This window comes from Azospirillum sp. HJ39 (assembly GCF_041507355.1).
GTDB classification, from domain to species: Bacteria; Pseudomonadota; Alphaproteobacteria; order Azospirillales; family Azospirillaceae; genus Azospirillum; species Azospirillum thiophilum.
The window spans coordinates 1,203,178-1,229,749 of record NZ_CP167905.1 but is presented as its reverse complement, the minus strand read 5'-3'; the positions used below and the strand labels follow the sequence as shown (position 1 = coordinate 1,229,749).

The 26,572-nt window shown below is 72.3% G+C and carries 23 protein-coding genes; 16 read left to right on the top strand and 7 right to left on the bottom strand.

From position 1 onward, the window contains the following. Window positions 1–115: 115 nt before the first annotated feature. Window positions 116–1,078 (top strand): DMT family transporter, encoded by a 963-nt coding sequence (locus tag ABMY26_RS05855; protein WP_372394546.1) that lies wholly within the window; start codon window positions 116–118, stop codon window positions 1,076–1,078. A 109-nt stretch (window positions 1,079–1,187) separates the two neighbouring features. After that, window positions 1,188–3,023 (top strand): ABC transporter ATP-binding protein/permease, encoded by a 1,836-nt coding sequence (locus tag ABMY26_RS05850; protein ID WP_372394545.1) that lies wholly within the window; start codon window positions 1,188–1,190, stop codon window positions 3,021–3,023. 1 nt (window position 3,024) lies between these two features. Here ABMY26_RS05850 and gcvA read toward each other — a convergent pair whose 3' ends face one another. Continuing rightward, entirely contained in the window at window positions 3,025–3,942 is a 918-nt protein-coding gene (gene gcvA / locus ABMY26_RS05845) for a transcriptional regulator GcvA (protein WP_372394544.1), read from the bottom strand. A gap of 113 nt (window positions 3,943–4,055) precedes the next feature. On the opposite strand from gcvA, the gene ABMY26_RS05840 reads away from it, so the two are divergent. The 11 genes from ABMY26_RS05840 to ABMY26_RS05790 all read left to right on the top strand — a co-directional run bounded on the left by ABMY26_RS05840 (window position 4,056) and on the right by ABMY26_RS05790 (window position 14,449). Continuing rightward, on the top strand, window positions 4,056–5,726 hold the full coding sequence (locus tag ABMY26_RS05840) for a thiamine pyrophosphate-binding protein (protein WP_372394543.1): 1,671 nt from the start codon (window positions 4,056–4,058) through the stop codon (window positions 5,724–5,726). A gap of 205 nt (window positions 5,727–5,931) precedes the next feature. Then, the gene (locus tag ABMY26_RS05835; protein ID WP_372394542.1) at window positions 5,932–7,425 is read left to right on the top strand and encodes an aldehyde dehydrogenase family protein; all 1,494 of its coding nucleotides are present in this window, start codon (window positions 5,932–5,934) and stop codon (window positions 7,423–7,425) included. A gap of 385 nt (window positions 7,426–7,810) precedes the next feature. Continuing rightward, window positions 7,811–9,313 carry a F0F1 ATP synthase subunit beta gene (gene atpD, locus ABMY26_RS05830; RefSeq protein WP_372394541.1) on the top strand — a complete coding sequence of 501 codons (1,503 nt, stop codon included), beginning with the start codon at window positions 7,811–7,813 and terminating at the stop codon, window positions 9,311–9,313. Beyond that, a complete protein-coding gene (locus ABMY26_RS05825; RefSeq protein WP_372394540.1) occupies window positions 9,310–9,774 on the top strand; it encodes a F0F1 ATP synthase subunit epsilon in 465 nt (154 codons plus the stop codon). The genes atpD and ABMY26_RS05825 overlap by 4 nt, the downstream gene beginning before the upstream one ends. Then, entirely contained in the window at window positions 9,771–10,061 is a 291-nt protein-coding gene (locus ABMY26_RS05820) for an AtpZ/AtpI family protein (RefSeq protein WP_372394539.1), read from the top strand. Before ABMY26_RS05825 ends, ABMY26_RS05820 begins: the two co-directional genes overlap by 4 nt. Before the next feature lie 4 nt (window positions 10,062–10,065). Next, a complete protein-coding gene (locus tag ABMY26_RS05815) occupies window positions 10,066–10,365 on the top strand; it encodes an ATP synthase subunit I (RefSeq protein WP_372394538.1) in 300 nt (99 codons plus the stop codon). Next, complete coding sequence (locus ABMY26_RS05810; RefSeq protein ID WP_372394537.1) at window positions 10,362–11,036, top strand: F0F1 ATP synthase subunit A; 675 nt, start codon at window positions 10,362–10,364, stop codon at window positions 11,034–11,036. Before ABMY26_RS05815 ends, ABMY26_RS05810 begins: the two co-directional genes overlap by 4 nt. Before the next feature lie 5 nt (window positions 11,037–11,041). After that, window positions 11,042–11,281, top strand: coding sequence for a F0F1 ATP synthase subunit C (locus ABMY26_RS05805; RefSeq protein ID WP_012977203.1), 240 nt, complete (start codon window positions 11,042–11,044; stop codon window positions 11,279–11,281). 27 nt (window positions 11,282–11,308) lie between these two features. After that, window positions 11,309–12,082 carry a hypothetical protein gene (locus ABMY26_RS05800; protein WP_372394536.1) on the top strand — a complete coding sequence of 258 codons (774 nt, stop codon included), beginning with the start codon at window positions 11,309–11,311 and terminating at the stop codon, window positions 12,080–12,082. Continuing rightward, entirely contained in the window at window positions 12,045–13,604 is a 1,560-nt protein-coding gene (locus ABMY26_RS05795) for a F0F1 ATP synthase subunit alpha (protein WP_372394535.1), read from the top strand. Before ABMY26_RS05800 ends, ABMY26_RS05795 begins: the two co-directional genes overlap by 38 nt. Then, window positions 13,601–14,449, top strand: coding sequence for a FoF1 ATP synthase subunit gamma (locus ABMY26_RS05790; RefSeq protein ID WP_372394534.1), 849 nt, complete (start codon window positions 13,601–13,603; stop codon window positions 14,447–14,449). The genes ABMY26_RS05795 and ABMY26_RS05790 overlap by 4 nt, the downstream gene beginning before the upstream one ends. On the opposite strand, the gene xdhC is transcribed toward ABMY26_RS05790, so the two are convergent. From xdhC to lptF, 6 genes are all read right to left on the bottom strand, one after another. Further along, on the bottom strand, window positions 14,389–15,258 hold the full coding sequence (gene xdhC / locus ABMY26_RS05785; protein ID WP_372394533.1) for a xanthine dehydrogenase accessory protein XdhC: 870 nt from the start codon (window positions 15,256–15,258) through the stop codon (window positions 14,389–14,391). The two genes, ABMY26_RS05790 and xdhC, sit on opposite strands and share 61 nt — an antisense overlap. Next, window positions 15,255–17,792 (bottom strand): xanthine dehydrogenase molybdopterin binding subunit, encoded by a 2,538-nt coding sequence (gene xdhB, locus ABMY26_RS05780; protein ID WP_372394532.1) that lies wholly within the window; start codon window positions 17,790–17,792, stop codon window positions 15,255–15,257. The genes xdhC and xdhB overlap by 4 nt, the downstream gene beginning before the upstream one ends. After that, entirely contained in the window at window positions 17,785–19,257 is a 1,473-nt protein-coding gene (gene xdhA / locus ABMY26_RS05775) for a xanthine dehydrogenase small subunit (protein WP_372394531.1), read from the bottom strand. Before xdhA ends, xdhB begins: the two co-directional genes overlap by 8 nt. Window positions 19,258–19,484: 227 nt before the next feature. Beyond that, window positions 19,485–20,003 carry a flagellar biosynthesis regulator FlaF gene (locus tag ABMY26_RS05770; protein ID WP_372394530.1) on the bottom strand — a complete coding sequence of 173 codons (519 nt, stop codon included), beginning with the start codon at window positions 20,001–20,003 and terminating at the stop codon, window positions 19,485–19,487. Window positions 20,004–20,122: 119 nt separating this feature from the next. Continuing rightward, the gene (locus ABMY26_RS05765) at window positions 20,123–21,100 is read right to left on the bottom strand and encodes a glycosyltransferase family 9 protein (protein WP_372394529.1); all 978 of its coding nucleotides are present in this window, start codon (window positions 21,098–21,100) and stop codon (window positions 20,123–20,125) included. Between the two features lie 8 nt (window positions 21,101–21,108). Further along, window positions 21,109–22,290, bottom strand: a complete 1,182-nt coding sequence (gene lptF / locus ABMY26_RS05760; RefSeq protein ID WP_372394528.1) for an LPS export ABC transporter permease LptF — start codon at window positions 22,288–22,290, stop codon at window positions 21,109–21,111. A 174-nt stretch (window positions 22,291–22,464) separates the two neighbouring features. Between lptF and ABMY26_RS05755 the strand changes: the two genes are divergently transcribed. The 3 genes from ABMY26_RS05755 (at window position 22,465) to ABMY26_RS05745 (ending at window position 26,527) form a co-directional block, all read left to right on the top strand. Continuing rightward, window positions 22,465–24,645, top strand: coding sequence for a tetratricopeptide repeat protein (locus ABMY26_RS05755; RefSeq protein ID WP_372394527.1), 2,181 nt, complete (start codon window positions 22,465–22,467; stop codon window positions 24,643–24,645). A gap of 177 nt (window positions 24,646–24,822) precedes the next feature. Beyond that, window positions 24,823–25,056 carry a hypothetical protein gene (locus ABMY26_RS05750; protein ID WP_372394526.1) on the top strand — a complete coding sequence of 78 codons (234 nt, stop codon included), beginning with the start codon at window positions 24,823–24,825 and terminating at the stop codon, window positions 25,054–25,056. Between the two features lie 100 nt (window positions 25,057–25,156). After that, window positions 25,157–26,527 carry a sorbosone dehydrogenase family protein gene (locus ABMY26_RS05745; RefSeq protein WP_372394525.1) on the top strand — a complete coding sequence of 457 codons (1,371 nt, stop codon included), beginning with the start codon at window positions 25,157–25,159 and terminating at the stop codon, window positions 26,525–26,527. Window positions 26,528–26,572 lie beyond the last annotated feature (45 nt).

Below are 26,572 nucleotides of genomic sequence, written 5' to 3'. Positions count from 1 at the left end.
AGACGGGGCCTCCGATGGGGCCTCCGACCGGGACCGCCGGCAGGGCCGGGCGGCAGGGCAGTCCGCAGCGCGACACCCATTGCGGACGCTCCCGCCGTCGGGCTATGCAACCCGCATGAGCGCCGCCGCCCTTCCCGATCCCGCCCTTCCCCGTCCGCCCGCCGCCCCGTCCGCCGCCGCCCCGCCTTCCGCGGCGGAGGTCCGGCATGCGACCGGGGTCGGCTCCATCGCCATCCTGCTGTGGTCGACGGCGGCGCTGCTGACCTCGCTGTCCAGCGCCATGCCGCCGCTGCAACTGGTCGCGGTCACCTTCGGGCTGGCCTTCCTGACCGGCATCACCGTCGCCGCACTGCGCGGGCGCGGCGTGGTGAGCGCGCTGCGGCAACCCCTGCCGGTGTGGCTGGTCGGGGTCGGCGGGCTGTTCGGCTACCATGCCTGCCTGTTCCTGGCCTTCCATCTGGCGCCGGCCGCCGCGGTGGAGGTCAACCTGCTGAACTATCTCTGGCCGCTCTGCATCGTGCTGTTCTCCGCCCTGCTGCCGGGCGAACGGCTGAAGGCGTCGCATGTCGCCGGGGCGCTGTGCGGGCTGGCCGGAACCGCGCTGATCGTGTCGGGCCGCGGCGGGGGGTTGCATCTGGACGGCGCCAACCTGCCCGCCTATGGCGCGGCGCTGGCCGCCGCCCTGATCTGGGGGGCCTATTCGGTGCTGTCGCGACGCTTCGGCAGTGTCCCGACCGAAGCGGTGAGCGGCTTCTGCCTCGTCACCGCCCTGCTGGGACTGGCCGGCCATTTGCTGTTCGAGGATTCGACGGTGTGGCCGCAACACCCGATGGGCTGGCTGGCGCTGCTGGCGCTCGGCCTCGGGCCGGATGGGCTGGCCTTCTTCGTCTGGGACCATGGGATGAAGCGCGGCGACATCCGGGCGCTGGGCGTGCTGTCCTACGCGGTGCCGCCGGCCTCCACCCTGCTGTTGATCCTGTCCGGACAGGCCAGCGGCGGCTGGACTGTGTGGGCGGCCTGCGCGCTGATCGCCGGCGGGGCCGTGATGGCCAGCTGGGACATGATCCGGGGCCGGTGAACGGGAAAAGGCTGGCCGGGAAAAAGGGTGACAGCGATTTCATGCCGCGGGCGCTGCGAATGGTGGTAATCGGCAAGGATCGTCCCGACGGCCTGCGAGTGCCTGCCAAATGCCAGAGCGTTCGTCCGATTTGCGTTCGTCCGATTTCCCCCCCTCCTCTTCCGCGCCCCTTTCCGGACACCTGTCCGCCACCCGCCGATTCCTTGCCGATGTCTGGCGCCTGACCCGCCCCTACTGGTTCTCGGAAGAGAAATGGGCGGCGCGCGGCCTGCTGGCGGCGATCGTCGTGCTGAATCTGGCCGCGGTGTTCATGGAGGTCTGGTTCACCCAGATCAACGCCGAGCTGTTCGACGCGCTCCAGGACAAGAACCAGGACGGCTTCGTCCACGCCCTGCTGATGTTCGGCGGGCTGGCGCTGGTCTTCATCGCGGTTGCGGTCTACCGGCTCTACCTGAACCAGATGCTGCAGATCCGCTGGCGCCGCTGGCTGACGGGGCGCTATCTGGGCGACTGGCTGGAGGACCAGACCTATTACCGGCTGGCCTTCGCCGGGACGGGCACCGACAACCCCGACCAGCGCATCGCCGAGGATCTGCGCGGCTTCGTGCAGATGACGCTCAGCCTGTCGCTGGGGTTCCTGACCAACCTCGTCTCGCTGGTCTCCTTCCTGGTCATCCTGTGGAGCCTGTCGGGCGCGGTCGCCCTGCCCTGGCTCGGCATCGAGCTGCCCGGCTACATGGTTTGGGTGGCGCTGGCCTATGCCGTCGCCGGCACCTGGATCACCCACCGCATCGGCAAGCCGCTGGCCCGGCTCAGCTTCGACCAGGAGCGGTACGAGGCCGACTTCCGCTTCGCCCTGGTGCGCCTGCGCGAGAATGCCGAGAGCATCGCCCTTCAGCGGGGCGAGGCGCAGGAGGCGCGCGGCTTCGACGGCCGCTTCGCCAGCGTCGTCGCCAACTGGTGGGATCTGATGCGCACGCAGAAGCGGCTGGTCTGGTTCACCTCCGCCTATGGCCAGATCGCCGTCATCTTCCCCTTCCTGGTCGCCGCCCCCCGCTATTTCAGCGGCGCCCTGCCGCTGGGGTCGCTGATGCAGACCTCCCAGGCCTTCGGGCAGGTCCAGGGCTCGCTGTCCTGGTTCATCGACGCCTATGTCAGCCTGGCCGACTGGCACGCCACCACCAGCCGCCTGACCGGCTTCCGCCATGCGGTCGAGACGGTGCGGGCCGCCGGGCGCGACAATGCCGGCATCGAGCGGACGGCCGCGACAGACGGCGTCCTGAGGCTGGAGGGGCTGGCCCTGACCCTGCCGGCGGGCGGCGCCCCGCTGGTCCGCGCCGACCTGACGGTGCGGCCGGGCGAGCGGCTGCTGATCGCCGGCCCGTCGGGATCGGGCAAGAGCACCATCCTGCGCGCCATCGCCGGCATCTGGCCGTTCGGCCGGGGCCGCATCGCCCTGCCGGCTGCCCTGCCAGCCGCCGGGCCGGATGCAGGACCGGATGCCCCGGCCGGCACCATGGTCCTGCCGCAGAAGCCCTATCTCCCCATCGGCCCGCTGCGCGCCGCGGTGACCTATCCGTCCGCCCCCGGTGCCTTCGACGACGAGGCGGTGCGCGAGGTGCTCGACGCCGTCGGCATGGCGGGACTGTCCGACCGGCTGGCAGAGGAGGATCATTGGACGCAGCGCCTGTCCGGCGGCGAGCAGCAGCGCATCGCCATCGCCCGCGTCCTGCTGCACAGGCCCGGCTGGCTCTATCTGGACGAGGCGACGTCGGCCTGCGACCCGGAGACGGAGGAGCGGCTCTACGGCCTGCTGCGCGACCGCCTGCCCGGCACCGCGATCGTCAGCATCGGCCACCGCCCCGGCCTCGCCGCGTTCCACGACCGCCGGCTGACGGTCCGGCGCGACGGCGACGGCATCGGCGACCTGGTGGGGGCGGCCTGAGCTATCCCGGCGGCGACTCCCCCTGCACCTCCCCCCGGGCCTCGGCCAGCAGCCATTGGCGGAAGGCGGCGAAGGGCGGATGGTTGGCCTTGCCGCGGGGGTGGACGAGGTAATAGGCCCGCGCGCTGCGGTGCGGGCGGTCGATGGCCGGAACCAGCGTGCCGTCGGCCAGTTCGCCGCGCACCAGGAGGGTCGGCAGCAGCGCGACGCCCAGCCCGGCCTCCGCCGCCTGGGCGGTGGTGGCGAACTGCTCGAACACCATGCCGGCGCCGGGGCGCGGGGCCAGCCCCTGGGCGGCCAGCCAATCGTTCCAGGCGTCGGCGCGCGTGCTGGTGTGCAGCAGCGGCAATGCAGGCAGGTCCGCCGGCCCGCTCAGCGGATGCGCCGCCAGGAAGGCGGGGGAACAGACCGGCAGCACTTCCTCGTCGAGCAGATGGTCGCAGACGGCGTCGGGCCAGTCGCCGGTCCCGTAATGGATGGCGGCGTCCAGGTCATGGACGCGGAAGTCGAAGGGCGCCAGCCTGGTGGTGAAATGGATGGTCACATGGGGGTGGGCGGCCTGGAAGGCCGGCAGCCGCGGCACCAGCCAGCGCGTGCCGAAGGTCGGCAGGATGGCGAGATTGAGCACGCCGCCCTTGGGCGCCGCGATGGTCCTCACCGTCGCCGCCGCGATCTGGCGCAGCGCGTCGCGCACCGGGTCGGCATAGAGCGCGCCGGTGGGGGTCAGCGTCACCCGCTGGCCCTTGCGGACGAACAGGGCGGTGCCGATCTGCTCCTCCAGCGCCTTGACCTGCCGGCTGACCGCCCCTTGCGTCAGCGACAGCTCCGCCGCCGCCGCGGTGAAGCTGCCAGTGCGGGCCGCCGCCTCGAAGGCGGTGAGCATGCTCATGGACGGGAGGAGGCGGCGCTGCAGATCCATGCCACTTCATTACCAAAGCTCATGACCTGTGGAAAGAAAGTCGTTTGCGCTCTGGTGCGGGGCGCGGCACCGTCGGTATCCTGGAGATCCGGAACAGGTGGGGCGGAGTTGCGATGAAGACCGGTGGTCAGTTGATCGTCGAGGCGCTGGAGGCGCAGGGCGTGCGGCGGGTGTTCGGCGTGCCGGGCGAGAGCTATCTCGCCGTGCTGGACGCGCTGCATGACAGCCCCATCGACATGGTCGTCTGCCGCCATGAAGGCGGCGCGGCGATGATGGCGGAGGCGCAGGCCAAGCTGACCGGCCGTCCCGGCGTCTGCCTCGTCACCCGCGGCCCCGGCGCCACCAATGCCGCGTCGGGCATCCATGTCGCCCAGCAGGACGAGACGCCGCTGGTCGTGCTGGTCGGCCAGATCGAGCGCGGCATGCGCGGCCGCGACGCCTTCCAGGAGGTCGATTACGGCAAGCTGTTCGGCGGCATGTGCAAGTGGGTCGCCGAGATCGACAGCGCCGACCGCGTGCCGGAGATGATCTCCCGCGCCTTCCACACCGCGATGGCCGGCCGTCCCGGCCCGGTGGTGCTGGCCCTGCCGGAAGACACGCTGACCGAAACCGCCGATGCCGCCGCCGCCCCGCGGGCCGAGCCGGTCGACAGCGCGCCCACGCCCGCCCAGATGGCCTCCTTCGCCGATCTGCTGGCCAAGGCGGAAAAGCCGCTGCTGGTCGTCGGCGGCTCCCGCTGGACGGAAACGTCGGTCGCCGCGCTGAAGGACTTCGCCGAGCGGCTGTCGCTGCCGGTTGCCGTCACCTTCCGCCGGCAGATGCTGTTCGACCACGCCCATCCGCTCTATGCCGGCGACATCGGGCTGGGCATCAACCCGAAGCTGACCGCGCTGGTCAAGGACAGCGACCTGCTGATCCTGCTGGGCGACCGTTTCTCCGAGGTGCCGTCGCAGGGCTACGGCCTGCTGGGCATCCCCGATCCGCAGAAGGCGGTGGTCCATATCCATCCGGGTGCCGAGGAGATCGGCCGCGTCTTCCGCCCGGCGCTGGGCATGGTCGCCACGCCGGGCGCCTTCCTGGAGGCGGCCCTGGAGAAGGTGGCCGCGCAGTCCGTGACAGCGAACCCGGCCTGGACCGCCCGCGCCGAGGCCGCGCATGCCGCCTACGAGGCGTGGAGCACCCCGCCCGACGCCATCCCCGGCGAGGTGCAGATGGGCCGCATCATGGCCTGGCTGGACGAGCGGCTGGCCGACGACGCGATCTTCACCAACGGCGCCGGCAACTACGCCACCTGGATCCACCGCTTCCACCGGTTCCGCCGGTTCGGCACGCAGGTGGCGCCGGTCTGCGGCTCGATGGGCTACGGCCTGCCCGCCGCCGTCGCCGCCAAGCTGCAGCACCGCACCCGCGACGTGCTGTGCTTCGCCGGCGACGGCTGCTTCCAGATGACCGGGCTGGAGTTCGGCACCGCCGTCCAGGAAGGTGCCGCGGTGATCGTGCTGGTCGTCGACAACGGCATGTACGGCACCATCCGCATGCACCAGGAGCGCGAGTATCCCGGCCGCGTCTCCGGCACGGCGCTGAAGAACCCGGATTTCGCCGCCTTCGCCCGCGCCTATGGCGGCCATGGCGAGACGGTGGAGACGACCGACCAGTTCGCCCCGGCCTTCGAGCGCGCCCGCGCGTCCGGCCTGCCGGCGATCCTCCACATCAAGCTCGACCCCGAGGCCCTGACCCCCAACCGGACCCTGTCGGAGATCCGCGCGGCGGGAAAGGGCAAGTAAGCCAGAGAAACATTCCCTCTCCCGCCCCGGGAGAGGGAGGGGCCCCACGCAGTGGGGAGGGTGAGGGGTGATCCGGACATGGATTTCCAAAATGGATTTCCAATCCTTGCCGGTCCCCTCACCCTTCCCGCCGCTCCGCGGCGGGCCCCTTCCCTCTCCCGGGGCGGGAGAGGGAGAGTCAGCATCACACCCAAGGAGCCACCCGGTGCAGCACAGCGACATCCTCTCCCGTTTCGGCCTGACCTCCAGCGGGTCCGGGCTGACCGCCCGGTCGCCGGTCGACGGCGCCACCCTCGCCACGGTGGCGGAGACCGCGCCGTCGCAGGTTTCGGACATCGCCGCCAACGCCGCCCGCGCCTTCGAGGCGTGGCGCTCGGTGCCGGCGCCGCGCCGGGGCGAGCTGGTCCGCCTGCTGGGCGAGGAACTGCGCGCCGCCAAGGAGGATCTGGGCCGCCTGGTTTCGCTCGAGGCCGGCAAGATCTACCAGGAAGGCCTGGGCGAAGTTCAGGAGATGATCGACATCTGCGACTTCGCCGTCGGCCTGTCGCGCCAGCTCTACGGCCTGACCATCGCGTCGGAGCGGCCGGGCCACGCCATGCGCGAGACCTGGCACCCGGCCGGCCCCTGCCTCGTCATCTCCGCCTTCAACTTCCCGGTGGCGGTCTGGTCGTGGAACGCGGCGCTGGCGCTCGTCTGCGGCGACCCGGTGGTGTGGAAGCCGTCGGAGAAGACCCCGCTGACCGCCGCCGCCTGCCAGGTGATCTTCGAGCGCGCCGCCGCCCGCTTCGGCGATGCCCCGGCCAACCTGTCCCAGCTGGTCCAGGGCGGCCGTGAGATCGGCGAGGCGCTGGTCGCCCATCCGGGCTTCCCCATCGTCTCGGCCACCGGCTCGACCCGCATGGGCCGCGAGGTGTCCAAGGTGGTTGCCGAGCGCTTCGGCCGCTCGATCCTGGAGCTGGGCGGCAACAACGCCATGATCGTGGCGCCGTCGGCCGACCTCGACATGGCGTTGCGCGCCATCCTGTTCTCCGCCGTCGGCACCTGTGGCCAGCGCTGCACCACGCTGCGCCGGCTGATCGTCCACCGCTCGGTCAAGGACCAGCTGCTGCCGCGCCTGAAGGCGGCCTACGCCTCGGTGCCGATCGGCAGCCCGCTGGAGTCCGGCGTGCTGATGGGGCCGCTGGTCGACGCCGACGCCTTCAAGGCGATGCAGCGCGCGCTGGAGTCCGCGAAGGCCGAGGGCGGCACGGTGACCGGCGGCGAGCGCACGCTGGCCGACCGCTTCCCCGACGCCTACTACGTCACGCCGGCCATCGTCGAGATGCCGGGCCAGACCGAGGTGGTCCGGCACGAGACCTTCGCGCCGATCCTCTATGTCCTGACCTACGACACGCTGGACGAGGCCATCGCGCTTCAGAACGCGGTGCCGCAGGGCCTGTCCTCCTGCATCTTCTCCACCGACCTGCGCGAAACCGAGCGGTTCCTGTCGGCCGGCGGCTCCGACTGCGGCATCGCCAACGTCAACATCGGGCCGAGCGGTGCGGAGATCGGCGGCGCCTTCGGCGGCGAGAAGGAAACCGGCGGCGGCCGCGAATCCGGCTCCGACGCCTGGAAGGCCTACATGCGCCGCCAGACCGCGACGGTGAACTATTCCTCGGCGCTGCCGCTGGCCCAGGGCATCAAGTTCGAGATCGGCTGAGCATCGTCCCGCCGCGGCGTCACCGTCCCCCGCATCGGGGGACTGGTGACGCCGCGGCGGGCCTCCTGAAGCCTCCAATCGGATCGCGGGCTGTCGCTCCATACCGCCCGCGGCGACCGGCCCCCCGCCCCGGAAGGAAAGCGCGAGCCGAGCCGGGCGAATCCGTGGGGGCTGGGTTTGATTTGACGCAATGCCGCAAAACGGATTGCGGGTCTATGCTTGGGCCTGGTGGTCGATCTGGTTGACGCTTTGCCCTCCGCCCCGACGGCGCCGCCCCCAGGAAACACCCCTCCTTGGGAGCACACAGGCGCCCCTTCCCCCGCCCGCCGGGGGAAGGCCGGGTGGCCGGGCGGGTAGCCGGGCGCCCCGGAGGAGCGGCATCGCCATGTCCGCAGTCCAATCCACGCCTGCCCAGCCTGCCGACGCAAGCTCTCCAGCGACGTCCCCCGCCACGGGACAGGTCGTCGCCGTCCGCGGCTCCGTCATCGACATCGTCTTTCCCGCCTCCGCCCTGCCGCCGCTGCTCGACGCGGTGGAGATCCTGTGGGACGGCCCCGAACGGCTGGTGGCGGAGGTGCAGAGCCACCTCGACTCCGGCATCGCCCAGGGCACCGCTCACGATATCGCCCAGGGCACCGTCCGCGCCATCGCGCTCCAGGGCACCTCCGGCCTGCGGCGCGGCGTGGCGGTGCGGGCCCTCGGCACGCCGCTGACCGCCCCGGTGGGCGACGCGGTGCTGGGGCGGCTGCTGGACGTCATGGGGCTCCCGCGCGACGACGGGCCGGAACTGCCGCCCGGCACCCCGCGCGCGCCGATCCACCGGCCGCCGCCGCCGCTCGCCCGCCGCAGCCCGCGCCGCGACCCGATGGAAACCGGCATCAAGGTGATCGACCTGCTGGCCCCGCTGGCCCGCGGCGGCAAGGCCGCGATGTTCGGCGGGGCCGGCGTCGGCAAGACCGTGCTGGTGATGGAGCTGATCCGCAAGATGGTGGAGCGCCACACCGGCATCTCCGTCTTCGCCGGGATCGGCGAACGCTCCCGCGAGGGGCAGGAGCTGTGGGAGGAGATGCGCCGCTCCGGCGTGCTCGACCGCACCGCCCTGGTGTTCGGCCAGATGAACGAGCCGCCGGGCGCACGCTGGCGCGTCGGCCTGACCGCCTTGACCATCGCCGAGCATTTCCGCGACGAGCAGCGGCGCGACGTGCTGCTGCTGATGGACAATGTCTTCCGCTTCGTCCAGGCCGGGGCCGAGGTGTCGGGCCTGCTGGGGCGCCTGCCCTCGCGCGTCGGCTATCAGCCGACGCTGGCCAGCGAGATCGCCGAGCTTGAGGAGCGGGTCGCGTCCATCCCCGGCGCGGTGGTGACGGCGATCCAGGCGGTCTATGTCCCGGCCGACGACTTCACCGATCCGGCGGTGGCGGAGCTGTTCAGCCATCTCGACAGCTCCATCGTGCTGTCGCGCGCCATGGCGGCGGAGGGGCTCTACCCGGCGGTCGATCCGCTGGCCTCGACCTCCAGCCTGCTCGACCCGCTGGTCGTGGGGGAGGCGCATTACCGGCTGGCCGAGCAGGTCCGCCGGACCATCGCGCAGTATCGCGACCTGCAGGACGTCATCGCCCTGCTGGGCATGGAGGAGCTGAGCGCCGCCGACCGGCTGGCCGTGCGCCGCGCCCGCCGCCTGCAACGCTTCCTGACCCAGCCCTTCCTGGTGACGGAATCCTTCACCGGCCATGGTGGCATCAGCGTGCCGCTGGAAGAGACGCTGAAAGGCTGCCGGGCGATCCTGGACGGCGACTGCGACGACTGGTCGGAAGGCGCCTTCTTCATGACCGGCACGCTGGATCAGGTGCGCGGCCGCGCCGCCGAGCCAACCGGGAGGACTGCATGACCGCATCGGACCTGTCCCTCATCGTCACCACCCCGACCTCCGTCGCCGTCCGGGTCGCCGGCCTCGCCCATCTGCGCGCAGAGGATGCCAGCGGTGCCTTCGGCATCTGGCCCGGCCATGCCGACCTGCTGACGGCGCTGGCGGTCTCGGTCATCAGCTGGCGCGGCGTCGACGGGTCGGAGGGGCATTGCGCGGTGCGCGGCGGGGTGCTGACCATGCATGACGGCACCGGAATCGCGGTGGCGACCCGCGAGGCGGTGGTGGGCGACGACCTGCACGCACTGGAACGCGACGTGCTTGCCCGCTTCCGCCGCAGCGCGGAGGAGGAGGGGGAGGCGCGTTCCGGCGCCCGCCGCATGCATCTGGCCGCCATCCGCCACATCCTGGGCTATCTGCGGCCGGAGCGCCGCGGCGGCGGTCCCATCGCTCCCGTCTCAGGCGGCGGGGAGGAACTGCCATGACCGACCCGGACGATCCACGGAAGGACCAGCTTTCCGGCAGCGTCCGCCGCCGCCGCGAACGGCGCGAGCGCTGGCTGCGCGAGGGGGAGCGGCCGATGGGCCGCAACCTCGCCCTGATCGGGGCGCTGGGCTGGCTGGTGGTGGTGCCGGCGCTGGCCGGGCTGTTCGCCGGGCGCTGGCTCGACGACCGCGCCGGCGGCGGCATCTTCTGGACGGCGGCGCTGCTGTTCGCCGGCGTGGTGCTCGGCGGCTGGCTCGCCTGGCACCGTATCGGGCAGGAGCGTTGACGTCATGACCGCGCCGATCCTTCTTCCCCTGATCGCCCCGCTCCTTGCCGGGGCGCTGGCCGGCCTGGCGCTGGGAACCCTTTTCTTCCGCGGGCTGGCTGCCACCGCGCGGCTCTATGTGGCCGGCGGCATCCGCCGGGCGGTGCCGCTCTACCTGCTGCGGCTGGCGGGCGCCACCGCGGCCTTCACCCTCGCGGCGCTGTGGGGCGGGGCGGAGGTGCTGTTGGCCATGCTGGCCGGCTTCCAGATCGCCCGCATGCTGGTGGTCCGCCGCGAACGCCGGGCGGAGGCGGAAGCGCCATGACCGCCTCGCCCCTGACGACGCCGGTCGCCTTCCTGCTGGGTCCGGTCCCGGTCACGCTGCCGGTCGTCGTCACCTGGGGGCTGATGGCGGCGATGACGCTCGGCTCGGCGCTGGCGACGCGACGGCTGCGGGTGGAGCGGCCGGGCCGGGTCCAGACCGTGCTGGAGTTGGTGGTTGAGGCCCTGCGCCGCCAGATCGGCGAGACGATGCAGGCCGACGCCACGCCCTTCCTGCCGCTGCTCGGCACGCTGTTCCTCTATCTGGCGGTCGCCAACCTGTCGGGCCTCGTGCCGGGGCTGAAGGCGCCGACCGCCTTCCTGGAAACCGCGGCGGCGCTGGCGCTGGTCGTGCTGCTGGCCTCGCAGGCGCTGGGCATCCGCAGCCGCGGCCTGTGGCCCTACCTGAAGGGCTTCGCCCACCCCTCCCCGCTGCTGCTGCCGCTGAACCTGCTGTCGGAGCTGACGCGCGCCTTCTCGCTGTCGATCCGCCTGTTCGGCAACGTGATGAGCGGGGAATTCGTCATCGGCATCGTGCTGTCGCTGGCCGGCCTGTTCGTGCCGGTGCCGCTGATGGCGCTGGAGCTGCTGCTGGGCCTCGTGCAGGCGTACATCTTCACCATCCTCGCCGCCGTCTTCATCGGCGGCGCGGTCGGCAGCATCGAAAAGGGGTAGCAACCATGGACGTCCATGCCATCAGCATCCTTGGCGCCGCGCTGGCCGTGTCGGTCGGGGCCATCGGCCCGGCGCTGGCCGAGGGCCGGGCGGTCGCCGCCGCGATGGAGGCCATCGCCCGCCAGCCGGAGGCCGCCAACACCCTGTCGCGCACCCTGTTCGTCGGGCTGGCGATGATCGAGACCATGGCGATCTACTGCCTGGTGGTGGCGCTGCTGCTGCTGTTCGCCAACCCCTTCGCCTGACATCCGCACCGCAACCCGGAGGCCGTCATGCAGATCGACGGTTGGACGCTGCTGCTCCAGGCGGTCAATTTCCTGATCCTGGTCTGGCTGCTGCGCCGTTTCCTCTACCGCCCGGTGCTGGCGGTGATCGCCGAACGGCAGGCCGCCACCGACCGCGTCCGCAGCGAGGCGGAGGCGGCGCGCCGGTCCGCCGAGGCGCTGCGCCTGGGGCTGGAGCGGCAGCGCGCCGAGCTGCCGGCCGAGCATGACCGCCTGATCGCCGCCGCCCGCACCGCGGCGGAGACCGAGCGGGCCGCCCTGCTCGACAAGGCCCGGACGGAGGCCGACCGAACGCGGGAGGACGCCCGCGCCCGGCTGGCCGACGAACGCGCCAGGGCGCTGGAGGGGTTGCGGCGCCATGCCGCCACGCTCGGCACCGAACTGGCGGCCCGGCTGTTGCGCGAGGTGCCGCCATCCGCCCTGACCCGCCCCTTCCTCGACGACGCCTGCGCCGCGGTCGAGGCGCTGGCCGAACCGCAGCGCCGGGCGCTGGGCGACGGTGTCGATCCGGTTCCGGTGCGCCTCGTCGCCGCGACGCCGCCGAGCGACGCCGAAACCGCCGATGCCGGCGACCGGCTGGCGCGGGCGCTGGGACGGCCGGCGGCGCTGACGGTGGAGACCGATCCCGGCCTGATCGCCGGGGTGGAACTGCATTTTCCGCACAGCGTCGTCCGCCGCAGCTGGAAACAGGCGCTCGCCGACGCCAAGGAGGAGGTGATGCGCGATGACTCCGCGAGAACCGATGCCGCCGCCCTCACCTGAGGGGGCACCCGAAGGGTCGCTCGAAGAGGCGCTCGACGCCTGGATGCCCGGCGCGCTGCGGCGGCTGGACGGCGTCGCCACCGGGGCGCGGCTGGACTCGGTGGGGCGGGTGGAGTCGGCCGGCGACGGCATCGCCCATGTCTCCGGCCTGCCCGAGGCGCGGGTGGACGAGCTGCTGCGCTTCCCCGGCGGCGTCGCCGGCCTTGCCATGGATCTCGACCGGCTGATCGGCTGCGTCCTGCTGGGCGATGCCTCCAGGGTGGGGGCCGGCGGCGCCGTCCACGGCACCGGCACGGTGCTGCGGGTTCCGGTCGGCGATAGGCTGATGGGCCGGGTGCTCGACCCGCTCGGCAATCCGCTGGACGACGGCCCGCCGGTCGAGGCGGAACGCTGGGAGCCGGTGGAGCGCCCCGCCCCGACCATCGCCGACCGCGCCGCGGTGTCCGAGCCGCTGCTGACCGGCACCGCGGTGATCGACGCCATGATCCCGCTCGGCCGCGGCCAGCGCGAGCTGCTGATCGGCGACCGCGCCACCGGCAAGACCGCCATCGCGGTGGACGCCATCCTCAACCAGACCGACGGCGACGTGTTCTGCGTCTATGTCGCGGTGGGCCAGAAGGCGTCGGGGGTGCGCGCAGCAATCGAGGCGGTGCGCCAGGGCGGGGCGGCGGCACGCACCCTGTTCGTCGTCGCCGCCGCCGATTCAGCCCCCGGCCTGCAATGGCTGGCGCCCTATGCCGGCTTCACCATGGCCGAACATTTCCGCGACAGCGGCCGCCACGCCCTGGTGATCGTCGACGACCTGACCAAGCATGCGGCGGTGCACCGGCAGCTCTCGCTGCTGCTGCGCCGCCCGCCGGGACGGGAAGCCTATCCGGGCGACGTCTTCTACCTGCACAGCCGCCTGCTGGAGCGGGCCGCCAAGCTGTCGCCGGCCCGGGGCGGCGGCTCGCTGACCGCGCTGCCCATCGCCGAGACGCAGGGCGGCAACCTGTCGGCCTACATCCCGACCAACCTGATCTCGATCACCGACGGGCAGGTCTGCCTCGACGCCAAGCTGTTCTACGAGGGGCAGAAGCCGGCGGTCGACATCGGCCGCAGCGTGTCGCGCGTCGGCGGCAAGGCCCAGCCGACGGCCCTGCGCGCGCTGGCCGAACCGCTGCGGCTCGACTACGCCCAGTTCCTGGAACTGGAGGTCTTCACCCGCTTCGGCGGGCTGGTGGACGAGCGGACGCGCAAGGCGGTGGCGCATGGCCAGCGCATGCGGGCGCTGCTGGCCCAGCGCCACCTGTCGCCCCGGCCGCTCGCATTCCAGGCGGCGCAGCTGCTGGCGCTGGCCGACGGCACGCTGGACGGGCTGGCGCTGGAGGCGGTGCCGCGGTTCCAGGCGGAGCTGGCCCGCCTGACGGCAGCCCATCCCATCGGCGGCACGCTGGACGATGCCGCCAAGGCGGCACTGCGCGCGCTGATCGGACAGGCCGCCGCCGGCCTGGCACCAATTCCGGCGGAGACGCCGCCATGACCGACCGTCTGCCGGAGGTCGAGGCCCGCCGCGCCAGCGTGCAGGAGCTGGGGTCGGTGACCGACGTCATGCGCTCGCTCGCCGCCATGCGGCTGCAGCAGGCGCTGGCGGCACTGGCCGGCACCCGCGCCTATGCCGGGGTCGTCGCCGGGGCGCTGGCCCAGGCCGTCTCGCTGCAGGACGACGCGCCGGCACGCTGGCCCCAGAATGGGCATGGCGGCGGTCAGGCCGATGTCCTGCTGCTGTTCGCCCCCGAGCACGGTTTCGTCGGCGCCTTCGCCGAGCGGCTGGTGGACGCGGCGCTGGCCGCCCCGCCCGGCTGCCTCCTGTGGGTCGCCGGCCAGCGCGGCGCCGCCCTGCTGGAGGAGCGCGGGCGGCCACCGGTCTGGACCACCGCGATGGCGACCCACACCGACGCCGTCACCGCGACCGCCCTGCGCATCGCCGAGGCGCTCTACGGCGCGGCGGCGCAGGGCCGGCTGGGCCGGGTCGAGCTGCTCTATGGCCGCACCGGCGCCGGTGCCCCGCCGGAGCCGGTCCGCCGGCCGCTGCTGCCGCTGGACCTGCCGCGCGCCCGGCCGCATCCGTTGCCGCCTTTGACCAACATGCCGCCGCGCGACCTGATCGCCCGGCTGGTCGACGAATATGTCTTCGCCCTGCTGGCCGACGCCGCGATGGAGAGCTTCGCCGCGGAGAATGCCGCGCGGCTGTCCACCATGATGACGGCCCGCCACAACATCGAAGCCACCCTGGACGAGCTGACCGCCACCGCCCGCCATCTGCGTCAGGAGCAGGTCACGACGGAGCTGATCGAGCTGGTGTCGGGGGCCGAGGCGATGGGGTGAGGGCACCGGAAGAACGCCACCAGCAGTTCCGCCGCGACCAGGGCCGCGATCACCTCCGGCCGCTTGTCGCCGGTCAGCGCGGCGCCGATCGGGCAGGTCAGCCCGCCCAGCGCCGCGGCGTCGCGGCCACGCGCCCGGAACCGGCGCTCGAACTTCGCGCGCTTGGTCGCCGAGCCGATCATGCCGACATAGGCGGCGTCGCCCCGGCGCAAGGCCGCTTCGGCGATCTCGAAATCCAGGGCGTGGCTGTGGGTCAGCACCAGATAGCCGGCCCCGGCCGGGGCGCCGGCCAGCGGGTCGAGCGGGCTGTCGGTCAGGATGCGCTCCACCCCCGGCGGGATCGCTTCGGGGAACTCCTGCGCCCGGCCGTCGATCCACAGCAGGCGCAGCGGCAGCGGCGCGAAGGCCGTCGCCATCGCCCGTCCGACATGGCCGGCGCCGAACAGCAGCAGCAGCGGACGGGCGTCGGCAGCGCGGCGCTCGCATTCCTCCAGAGCCGCGGCGGTCTCCCGCCCGGCACGCTCCAGCCGCAGCACGACATGGCCGCCGCAGCATTGGCCGGTGGCGGGGCCGAGCGGCAGATCGAGCGTCTCCAGCGCGCCGCCCTCCTCCAGCATCCGGCGCGCGGCGGCGATGGCCGTCCATTCCAGCCGGCCGCCGCCAACCGTGCCGGTAGAGGCCTGCCGGCCGACCAGCATGCCGGCGCCCGCCTCCCGCGGGGTCGAGCCGCGCGCCTCGGCCACCGTCACCAGCACCGCCGGCTCGCCGCGCGACAGCCAGTCGGCGAGGGTTGCGGACAGCAGGGTCATGCCGGTCCGGGGGCCGGTTCGGAGGGCGCGTCGGGCCCCCTCCCCGACCCTCCCCCGCTTTCAGCGGGAGAGGGAGCACGTGCCGGATCGGCGGCAGTTCCCTCCACCGCCGAAGGCGGGGGAGGGTTAGGGAGGGGGCCGGCGCCACCCGCCGCCGCCCGCTCCCGCAGGCGCCCGATGCAGGCCAGCACCCGCTCCGGCGTGGCCGGCGCGTCCAGCCGCGGACAGAGCCGGTGGTCGGCCACGCTCGCCACCGCGTCGGACAGCGCATGCAGGACCGCCATGCCCAGCATCAGCGGCGGCTCGCCCACCGCCTTGGAGCGGAAGATGCTGTCCTCGCGGTTCGGCGCATTCTCCAGCAGGGCCACGTTGAAGATACGCGGACGGTCGGAACAGGCCGGTATCTTGTAGGTGCTGGGGGCGTGGGTGCGCAGGCGCCCCTGCCCGTCCCACCACAGCTCCTCCATGGTCAGCCAGCCCATGCCCTGGACGAAGCCGCCCTCGATCTGCCCCTTGTCGATGGCCGGGTTCAGCGACCGGCCGCAATCATGCAGGATGTCCACCCGATCCACGACATATTCGCCGGTCAGCGTGTCGACCGTCACCTCGGCGCAGGCGGCGCCATAGGCGAAGTAATAGAAGGGCGTGCCGCGCCCGGCCGCGCGGTCCCAATGGATCTTCGGCGTCCTGTAGAAGCCGGTGGCCGACAGCTGGACCCGGGCGATGTAGGCGGCGCTCGCCAGCTCGGCGAAGCTCATGTCGCGCTCGCCCACCCGCACCCGGTTGCGCTCGAAGCGCACCGCGTCCTGCGCCACGCCCCATTTCTCCGCGGCGAAGGCGACCAGCCGGTCGCGGATGGTGCGCGCCGCCGCCTGCGCCGCCTTGCCGTTCAGGTCGGAGCCGGACGACGCCGCGGTCGCCGAGGTGTTGGGAACCTTGCCGGTGTTGGTCGCGGTCGGCCGGATGGTGGAGATGTCGACCTGGAACTCCTCCGCCACCACCTGGGCGACCTTGGTGTAGAGCCCCTGCCCCATCTCGATCCCGCCATGGTTCAGCTGGATGCTGCCGTCGGTGTAGACATGGACCAGGGCGCCCGCCTGGTTGTAATGGCTGGCGGTGAAGGAGATGCCGAACTTCACCGGCGTCAGCGCCAGCCCCTTGCGCAGGATGCGGCTGGTCCGGTTGAAGGCGCGGATCTCCTCGCGGCGCTTCCAATAGCCGGACGTCTCCTCCAATCGCTCCACCAGCTCCGGCAGGATGTTGTCGGTGACGGTCTGGTGGTAGGGGGTGAGGGAGCGGCCGTCCCGCTCGGGATCGGTGCCGTAGAAATTGCGCTTGCGGATCTCCAGCGGATCCTTGCCGAGCGCGAAGGCGATCTCGTCGATCGCCCGCTCCGCCGCGACCATGCCCTGCGGGCCGCCGAAGCCGCGGAAGGCGGTGTTGGACACCGTGTTGGTCTTCAGCGGCAGCGATTCCAGCCGGGCCGCCGGGTAGAAATAGCCGTTGTCGGCATGGAACAGCGCGCGGTCGGTCACCGGGCCGGACAGGTCGGCGGCATAGCCGGCCCTGGCCGCGAACAGCATCTCCACACCCCGGATCAGCCCGTCGCCATCGAACCCGACCCTGTAGTCGACCTCGAAATCATGGCGCTTCCCGGTGATCTGGAAATCGTCGTCGCGGTCGGGCCGCAGCTTGGCGGCACGGCCGGTGCGGGACGCGACCAGCGCGGTGCAGGCGGCGAACAGGTTCGACTGAGTCTCCTTGCCGCCGAAGCCGCCGCCCATCCGCCGCACCTCCACCGTCACCGCGGCGCTCGGCACCGCCAGCACATGGGCGACGATGTGCTGGACCTCCGTCGGATGCTGGGTCGAGACGTGGATCAGCACCTCGCCATCCTCGCCCGGCACCGCCATGGCGATCTGGCTCTCCAGGTAGAAATGCTCCTGCCCGCCGATGGCGAGCCGGCCGGCCACGCTGTGCGGAGCCGCGGCCAGCGCCGCGCCGGCATCGCCGACCGTCAGCGTCATCGGCGGCGTGACCAGGGTCCGCTCCCCGTCGCGGGCGGCGGCGATGGTCAGGATTGCCGGCAGATCCTCGTACTCGATCGCCGCCAGCTTCGCCGCCCGGCGCGCCTGGTCGCGGGTCGCGGCGGCGACGGCGAAGATCGGCTGGCCGACATGCTCGACCAGGGTGGAGGCGAACATCGGCTCGTCATGCTTGCCCATGCAGCCGATGTCGTTCACCCCCGGCACGTCGGCGGCGGCGAAGACCGCAACCACGCCGGGCGCGTGGCGGACCGGCGACAGGTCGATGGCGCGGATGCGGGCGTGGGCGCGGGTGCTGAGGCCGAGATAGACATGCAGCAGCCCGGCCGGTTCGGCGATGTCGTCGACATAGACCGCCTCGCCGCTGACATGCTTGTGCGCGCTTTCGTGCCGGCGCGGGTCATGGACCGCGCCCTCGATGCGGCCGGAAACGGCGCCGGGCGCGGGCGCGGCGGGGCCATGCACGTCGGGGGCCACGACATCAGGCATGGGCAAGCCTCCGGTCGCCGGCCAGACGGGTTTCCGCCGCCGGATCGCTGGTCTCGATATGGAACTTCATCAGCAGATTGGCGGCCACCATGGAGCGATAGCCCGCGCTGGCCCGCCAGTCGCTCAGCGGCGTGAAATCGCCGGACAGCGCCGCCATGCCCTCGCGCACCGTCTCCTCGCTCCAGTCCCGGCCGCGCAGTGCCGCCTCGGCCCCGGCGGCCCGCCTGGGCGTTCCGGCCATGCCGCCGAAGGCGATGCGGATGTCGGCGACCCGGCCGTCGGCGTCCAGCCTCAGGCGGAAGGCGCCGCAGACGGCCGAGATGTCCTGGTCGAAGCGCTTGGCGATCTTGTAGGCGCGGAAGCGCTCGCCCGGTGCCGGCTTCGGCAGGATCACCGCCTCGACAAACTCGCCCTCGCGGCGATCCTGCCTGCCGTATTCGATGAAGAATTCCTCCAGCGGCAGCTCGCGCGTCTCGTCGCCGCGCCGCAGCCGCAGGGTGGCGGCGCAGGCGATCAGGGCCGGCGGGGTGTCGCCGATGGGGGAGCCGTTGGCGATGTTGCCGCCGATGGTGCCCATGTTGCGCACCTGCTCCGCCCCGATGCGGCGGATCAGCTCGCCGAAATCGGGATAGAGCGCGGCGATGGCCGGGGCCGCCTCGCTGTAGGTGACGCCGGCCCCGATCGCCAGCGCGTCGCCGCGGTCCTCGACCCGCCGCAGGGCGCCGACCCGGCCGGTATGGATCACCGTCGCCAGCACCCGCTGGAACTTGGTCACCCACAGCCCGACGTCGGTGGCGCCCGCCACGATGGTGGCGCCGGGGGTGTCGAGCAGGAGCTGCGCCAGCTGCGACACCGTCGCCGGGGCGAGGAACCGCCGCCCGCCGGTCCCGACATCAAGGATCTCCTCGTCGCGCAGGGCCTTCAGCCTGTCCGCCCAGGCGTCGCGGTCGGCGAAGCGGTCGGTCCCGGGATCGCCGAACCCGTACATCGCATGCGCCGCCCGGACGATGGGGGCATAGCCGGTGCAGCGGCACAGGTTGCCGGCCAGCGCGTCGTCGATCCGCCGGTCGTCCGGCCGCTCCTCGTTCAGGTAGAGCGCCAGCAGCGACATGACGAAGCCCGGCGTGCAGAAGCCGCATTGCGAGCCGTGGAAATCGACCATCGCCTGCTGCACAGGATGCAGGGCGCCGTCCGGGCCCTTCAGATGCTCCACCGTCAGCAGCCGGCAACCGTCCAGCGTGGCGAGGAAGCGGATGCAGGCGTTCACCGCCTCGTAGCGCACCGCATCGCCGTCCAGCCGGCCGACCACCACGGTGCAGGCGCCGCAATCGCCCTCGGCACAGCCTTCCTTGGTGCCGACCCGCCGTTCCGACAGCCGCAGCCAGTCGAGCACCGTCAGGGTCGGATCGACGTCGCCGATCTCCCGAAGCTCGTCGCCGAGATAGAAGCGGAGGCGCTGGCGCATGGCTGCTCCCGATGAACTGGTGACGATGCGGTGCAGTATTTCACCTGCATCGACTCTGTCACCAGATCGGCAGCGGGGGAAAGAGTTTCAAACGGATCGGATAGATCGGATCGCGCAAAATCCGAATCGATTTGGAGCGTGAATCCGTTGCCCGACCCGAAAGCAGGACGGCCGGCGCTCTGCGGAGCGCCGGCCGTCCTGAAGTCACGATGGTGGGCGGGATGGCCTCAGATCGAGATGCGCAGGGATTCGCGGTTGACCGGCGGCGTATCGGGCTGGCCCATCGGACGCGGCGGCACCGCCGGGCGCATGCCGGCGGGCTGGCCCGGGGCCGGCGGCGTCGCCTGGGCCGCACCCTGCGGCGGCTGGGTCGCCTGCTGGGCGGCGATGAACTCGCCCTGGGCGGTCAGTCCGCTGGCGACGTTGCGGTTGATGTTGACCAGCGTGTCGATCTTGGAGAAATCGAGATCGACCAGACGGCTGGTCGTCTCGCGGTCGACCAGCAGCGACAGGGCCGCGATGTTCGTCCGCACCTCCGGCGGGTGCCCGCAATCCTCTTCGGTGATCGCCGCCTGGAAGATGGTCCACAGGCGCTGATTCAGCTGGAGAGCCTCGCGGTAGGCCTTCTCGTCCTTGGCATGGCTGGCGGCGATGATGCGTCGCGCCGCCTCCGCCAGGGCCCATGCCTCGACGTCGCGCGGATTGTCCGAGGTCGGCTTGTTGGCGTAGGTGGGAGTCGGCTTCATTCCAAACCCTCGGGGGAGAACCCATACGGTCGGGGCGTAGCTGCCCGTTACGTTGCTTGCGAAGTGTCGGTTATCCGGCCGGCTTTGTCAACGCGACGGGAACCCGCCGACCCTTGCGGTCAGCCCTGACGCAAACTGGTCACACGTCCTATGCGATTCGACAGAAGGGAGAGGGCGGCCTCCGCCACGCGGTCTTCGCCGATGCCGTCCATCAGGCCGCGTGCGTCGGGATCGGTGGCGACGCGGGCCAGCAGTTCCGCCTGGGGGACGCTGCCGGTCACCGCCCGGCCATGTGGCCCCCAGGGGCCGTAGATGGTGGGATAGCCGGGGCCGAACAGCCCGACGGTCGGCACCCCGGCCGCCGCCGCGATGTGCATCAGCCCGCTGTCGTTGCCGACATAGAGCGCCGCGCGCTCCAGGCAGGCGGCGGCGGCCATGGGATCGGTGCGGCCGGTCAAATCGATGGCCCGCGGTCCCAGCGCGTCGAGCAGCGGTCGCGCCCGCTCCCGCTCCGGCCCGGCGGCCAGCACCGCCACCCGCGCGCCCGCCAGCGGGCCGTCCGGCCCGGTCAGCCGTGAGGCCAGCCGGGCGAAGCGGTCGGCCGGCCATTCCTTGCCCAGCCAGTTGGCGGTCGGGCCGATGGCCAGGAACGGGCCGGTGCCGGCGGGGATCAGGGCGTCGGCCTCCGCCCGCGCCGCGGCGTCGATCCACAGGCGCGGGGCCGGCGGCGGCGACAGGCCCAGCACCGCGGCATTCTCCTCCACCTTGTGCACCGGGCGGGCCGCCTTGGCGTGGAAGACCCGGCGATGCGCAGGAACCAGCCGCCCGACCGCCGAGTTGCGCAGATCGACCACTAGATCCCAGCGCGTCGTCACGCAGTCCAGCCACAGCCGCAGCCAGTGCCGGGCATAGGAGCGCTTCGGCATCGGGATCAGCCGCTCCAGCCCGGGCACCGAGCGGAACAGCGGCGCCGGCAGCGGCCCGCAGGCGATGGTCAGCCTCGCCCCCGGACAGGTTTCGGTCAAATGGCCGAGCAGCCCGGTCGACAGCACCGCATCGCCCAGCCGGTTGGAGGTGATGAAGAGGATGCGGGTCATGTTGCGGGTCATCGCGTCCCGGCCGTAGCGGCGCCGCTCCCGGCCCCAGTCCCGTCACCGTTGCCGGGGGTATCCTGCCCGGATTGGTCCTGCCCGCGTCCGGGCCGCAGCCTCACCCCGCGCGACATCACCCACAGGGCCGGCAGCAGCACCGCCAGCGGCATGGCGTACATCAGCGGCACGAAGACGGTCGCCTTGCCGGCGAGGCTGGTCAGCCCGAGCGCCCCGGCCTGCAACCCCATCACCAGCAGCACGGCGATGGTAACGCGCGAGGATTGGCCGCGCCGGTTGAACTCGCCCGACAGCAGCGCCGCCAGCGCCACCATTGCATAGGACAGCGCCAGCAGCGGCGAGGAGAAGCGGTGGTGCAGCTCGGCGATCAGGCCGCGGCGCATGCGGTCGTCCTGGGCCGGGACGTTGCCGTCCATCAGCTCCGCGGTGGTGCGCTCGCGGGCATCCGGCCAGCGTTCGGCCGCCTGCGGCGCCACCGCCTTCAGGTCGACGGCATAGCGGTCGAAGAACAGCTGCGACAGCCGGTTGGTCTTGCGGTCCAGCTCCTGCCGGTTGCCGTCATAGACGACGAAGCGCGTGCCCTCCGGCCCGGTCTGCATCACCGCGCGGTCGCCCATGATCGTCACCGGCTTGTCCGGCAGGCGGCCGTCATGGATCAGCACCTTGTGCAGGTTGCCGTCCGAATCGCGGTCGCGCAGGAACACGCTGAACTGGTCGCCGACCTCGTTGAACACGCCCTCGCGCAGGAACAGCTGCGAATAGTCGCTGCGCACCGTGTATTCCATGCGCACCAGTTCGCGATGGGCCGACGGGGTGATCCAGACGTTCAGCACATAGACGACGACCATCACCCCCACCGCCAGCACCAGCGCCGGCTGCGACAGCGACAGCGGCCCGACGCCGGCCGCGCGCATCACCACCAGTTCGCTGTCGGTCGCCATCTTGTTGTAGGTGAACAGGATGGCGCCGACCAGGGCCAGCGGCAGCACGATGCCGAGGAAGGTCGGCACCGTCAGCAGCAGCAGCCACAGGAACATCCCCATCGGCGCGCCGGCGCTGACCACGATCTCGATCAGGCGCAGCGACTGGCTGAGCCAGATGGTCAGCGTCAGGCCGGCCGTCGAATAGAGGGTGGCGATCAGCAGGTTGCGGAACAGGTACCGTTGCAGTCGGTTCATGGACTTCGGCCGGATCTCCAATACGGGCGGCAAGCTGACCGCCCCGGCCCGCCGGGTCAAGTGCTGAAAACCGGCCGGCCTCCCGCGGGTGCGGCGCAGGCCCGGCGGCACCCACCCGGCGCGAGCCCGGGAAAGCGCTGGCGCGGGCCGCTGCCAACCGCTATGACGGTCGCCATGGCGACGATCCAGGAAGCGCTGAGCGCCGCGCTGGCGCATCATCAGGCCGGCCGGCTGGCCGAGGCGGCGGCGCTCTACCATGCCGTGCTCGACGCCGTGCCCGGCCATGCCGACGCCTCGCACCTGCTGGGGGTGGTCCATCTGCAGTCGGGCCAGCCCGACCGCGCCGCCGCCCTGATCCGCAGCGCCATCCAGGCCAGCCACCGGGTCGCCGACTATCACGACAATCTCGGCAGCGCGCTGAAGGCGCTCGGCCGCCACGAGGAGGCGGTCGTCGCCCACCGGCAGGCGATCCGGCTGCGGCCGGAATTCGCCCAGGCGCTCTACAATCTCGGCAACGCGCTGGAGGCGCTCGGCCGGCTGGAGGAGGCGGCGACCGCCTTCCGGCAGGCGGCGGCCCGGCGGCCGGGCTACTCCAAGGCCCGCTTCAACCTGGGCAACGTGCTGGCGGCGCTCGACCGCCGGGCCGATGCCGACGACGCCTACCGCGCCGCCATCGCCGACGATCCCGGCTTCGTCGAGGCGCATGCCAACCGCGGCTCGCTGCTGCTGGCGCTGGAACGGCCGGCGGACGCGGCGGCGGCGCTGGCCCGCGCGCTCGCGCTGCGTCCCGACCATGCCCCGGCGCTGGCCAACCGGGCGGCGGCCCTGCTGGCCCTGGGGAGGCCCGACGCGGCGGAGCGCGCCGCCTGCCATGCCGTGGCATCCCGGCCGGATCTCGCCGACGCGCTGCTGCGGCTGGGCGAGATGCGCCAGCGCGCCGGCCGGCTGGACGCCGCCGCCGGCACCTATGCCGCGGCGCTGGCCTGGACCCCGGCGCTGGCGCAGGCGCATGCCAACCTGGCCCTGGTGCGCCAGACCCAGGGGCTGCTCGACGCGGCGGAGGCCGGGAACCGGCGGGCGCTGGCGCTCGACCCCGGTCTGGCCGACGTGCGCTCCAACCTCGCCTATCTCCGGCTGTTCCGGCCGGGGGTGACGCTCGCGGCGGTGCTGGAGGCCCATCGCGCCTGGGACGCCGCGCATGGGGCGCCGCACCGCGGGCGCTGGGCCAAGCCCGGCCGCACCGCCGCCACCGCGAAAGGACCGCTCACCGTCGCCATCCTGTCCGGCGACTTCCGCCGCCATCCCGCCGGCCTGTTCGCTTTGCGCACGGTGGAGGCGCTGCCCGGCCAGGACATCCGCCTGCTGCTCTACGCCAACCAGACCGAGGCCGACGACGTGACCGCGCGCTTCCGCAAGGCGGCGGCGCGCTGGATCCCGGTCGCCGGCCTGCCTGACGCCGAGGTGGCGGCGCGGATCCGCCATGACCGGCCCGACATCCTGATCGATCTGGCCGGCCACAACGCCCGCGGCCGGCCCGGCGTGTTCGCGCGCAAGCCGGCGCCGCTGCAGGTCGCCTGGGCGGGCTACATGGCGACCACCGGCCTTGCCGCCATGGATGCGCTGGTCGCCGACCGCCACCATGTGCCGGACGGCATGGAGGCGTTCTATGCGGAACGGGTGCTGCGCATGCCCGACGCCTTCATCGCCTTCGAGCCGCCTGGCGACGGGGACGCGCTGCCGCTGACCCCGCCGCCAAGCCTGTCCGGCGGCCCCGTCACCTTCGGATCGTTCAACATCCTGACCAAGCTGAACGATGCGGTGCTGGCCACCTGGGCGGCGATCCTCGGCCGGCTGCCGGGGTCGCGCCTGCTGATGAAGACCAAGGCGCTGTCCTGCCCGGTCACCGCCGCCCTGTGGCGCGGCCGGCTGGCCGCCGCCGGCATCGAGCCGGAGCGGGTGACGATGGCCGGCGGCAGCAGCAGCCTGGACCATATGCGCCATTGCGGCTCGGTCGACGTGGCGCTCGACCCCTTCCCTTTCTCCGGCAGCACGACGACGCTGGAAACCCTGTGGATGGGGGTGCCGGTCGTCACCCTGCCGGGAGAAACCTTCTCCAGCCGGCATTCGCTGGCCTTCCTGACCGTGGCGGGGGTGGAGGGCTGCATCGCCGCCGATCCGGCCGACTATGTGGAGCGCGCCGTCGCCTGGGCATCGGCGCCGCAACGGCTGGCGGATCTGCGCCGCACCCTGCGCGCCCGGATGGCCGCCGGACCGCTGTGCGACGGAAGCCGGCTGGCCGCCGCGTTGGCGGCGGACCTGCGGGCATTGCAGTCTTCGATTGCGAAAAAACCCTGATACGCGCCCTTCGGTCGTTGTGAGTGAAAATATTGTAACGCACCACAGATTGTAAAAGACCCGGATCATCGGTATGATCCCGCCGTCCGGCCGGAAAGCCTGCGGGCCTATCGCCCCTTTCCGCCTTGCGACATCGCCTTACCCTCTGTCCGCCCCCCCCCAGGTCGTGGAGCGACGATGATCGATCCAGCGGCGATACGCCGAGCGATTGCCGAAGTCGAACAGGCGGTGAGCGCCGCCCATTCGCGTGGCGAGATGGCGGCACAGGACGGCGCCACCGCCCTGGCGCGGCTCTACACGGTCTATGCCCAGAGCGTGCTGCGCCGCCACGGGGTGGGGGTCGATCTCGAGGAGCTCTGCCACCGCGGCGGCCGGCACCACCGCTTCGACGCGGCATCCCCCACCCGCTGAGACACGGCGTTCCTGAAGGCCAGGCGATGGGAACCAACCGGTACCGCCCGGGTTGGCGTGGGGAGGCCCCTTCGGCCACACAAAAGCGGGAATCCGGCGCATGCGTACCACCACACGGCTCGCCCTCATGCTGTCCGCGGCGGTCGTCGCGCTTCCACTCGCCGGTTGCAGCGAGCAGGCGACGCTGCCGGTCGCGGCCGGCACCGGCCCCAAACCGACCCTTCCCGAACCGAAATCCACCCTGATCCCGACGGTCAACATCGCCGATGCCATCGGCTGGCCGCAGGGGGCGCAGCCGACGGCTGCCCAGGGGCTGACCCTGACCGCCTTCGCCACCGGCCTGGATCATCCGCGCTGGCTGCTGAGCCTGCCGAACGGCGACGTGCTGGTGGCGGAAACCAACGCCCCGCCCAAGCCGGAGGACGGCAAGGGCATCAAGGGGTGGGTCATGGGGCTGGTGATGGGCAAGGCCGGGGCCACCACCCCCAGCGCCAACCGCATCACCCTGCTGCGCGACAGCGACGGCGACGGCAAGGCAGATGTCCGCGAGACCTTCCTGGAAGGGTTGAACTCGCCCTTCGGCATGGCGCTGGTCGGCAGCGACCTCTACATCGCCGACACCGACGCGGTGGTGAAAGTCCCCTACCGCGAGGGCGACACCAAGGCCACCGCCCGGCCGGAGAGGGTGGTCGACCTGCCCGGCGGGCCGCTGAACCACCATTGGACCAAGAACATCGTCGCCAGCCGCGACGGCTCCAAGCTCTACGCCACCGTCGGTTCCAACAGCAACGTCGCCGAGAACGGCATCGAGGCCGAGCAGGGCCGCGCCGCCATCTGGGAAATCGACCTGAAGACCCGGTCGCACCGCATCTTCGCCTCCGGCCTGCGCAATCCCAACGGCATGGATTGGGAGCCGACCGGCGGGGCGCTGTGGACCGCCGTCAACGAACGGGACGAGATCGGCAGCGACCTTGTGCCCGACTACATGACCTCGGTGAAGGACGGCGGCTTCTACGGCTGGCCCTACAGCTATTACGGCCAGCATGTCGACAGCCGGGTCGAGCCGCAGCGGCCCGATCTGGTGGCCAAGGCGATCCCGCCCGACTATGCGCTGGGGCCGCACACCGCCTCGCTCGGGCTGGCCTTCTCCCGGCCGGGCGCGCTGCCGCCGAACCTGGCCGAGGGCGTGTTCATCGGCCAGCACGGCTCATGGAACCGCAATCCGCCCAGCGGCTACAAGGTGATCTTCGTTCCCTTCCGCGACGGCCGGCCGTCCGGCGAGCCGGTCGACGTGCTGACCGGCTTCCTCGACAAGGACGGCAATGCCCAGGGCCGTCCGGTCGGCGTGACGCTGGATGCAAAGGGCGCCCTGCTGGTCGCCGACGACGTCGGCAATGCCGTCTGGCGCGTCGGCGGCGCCGGCACCGCGCAATCCGCCGAGCGGCCGGTCCCGCAGCAGCCGGCGCAATAGACCGGCACCACGAGCGGGACCGGCGCGAGGCGCGACGAGGAAGGG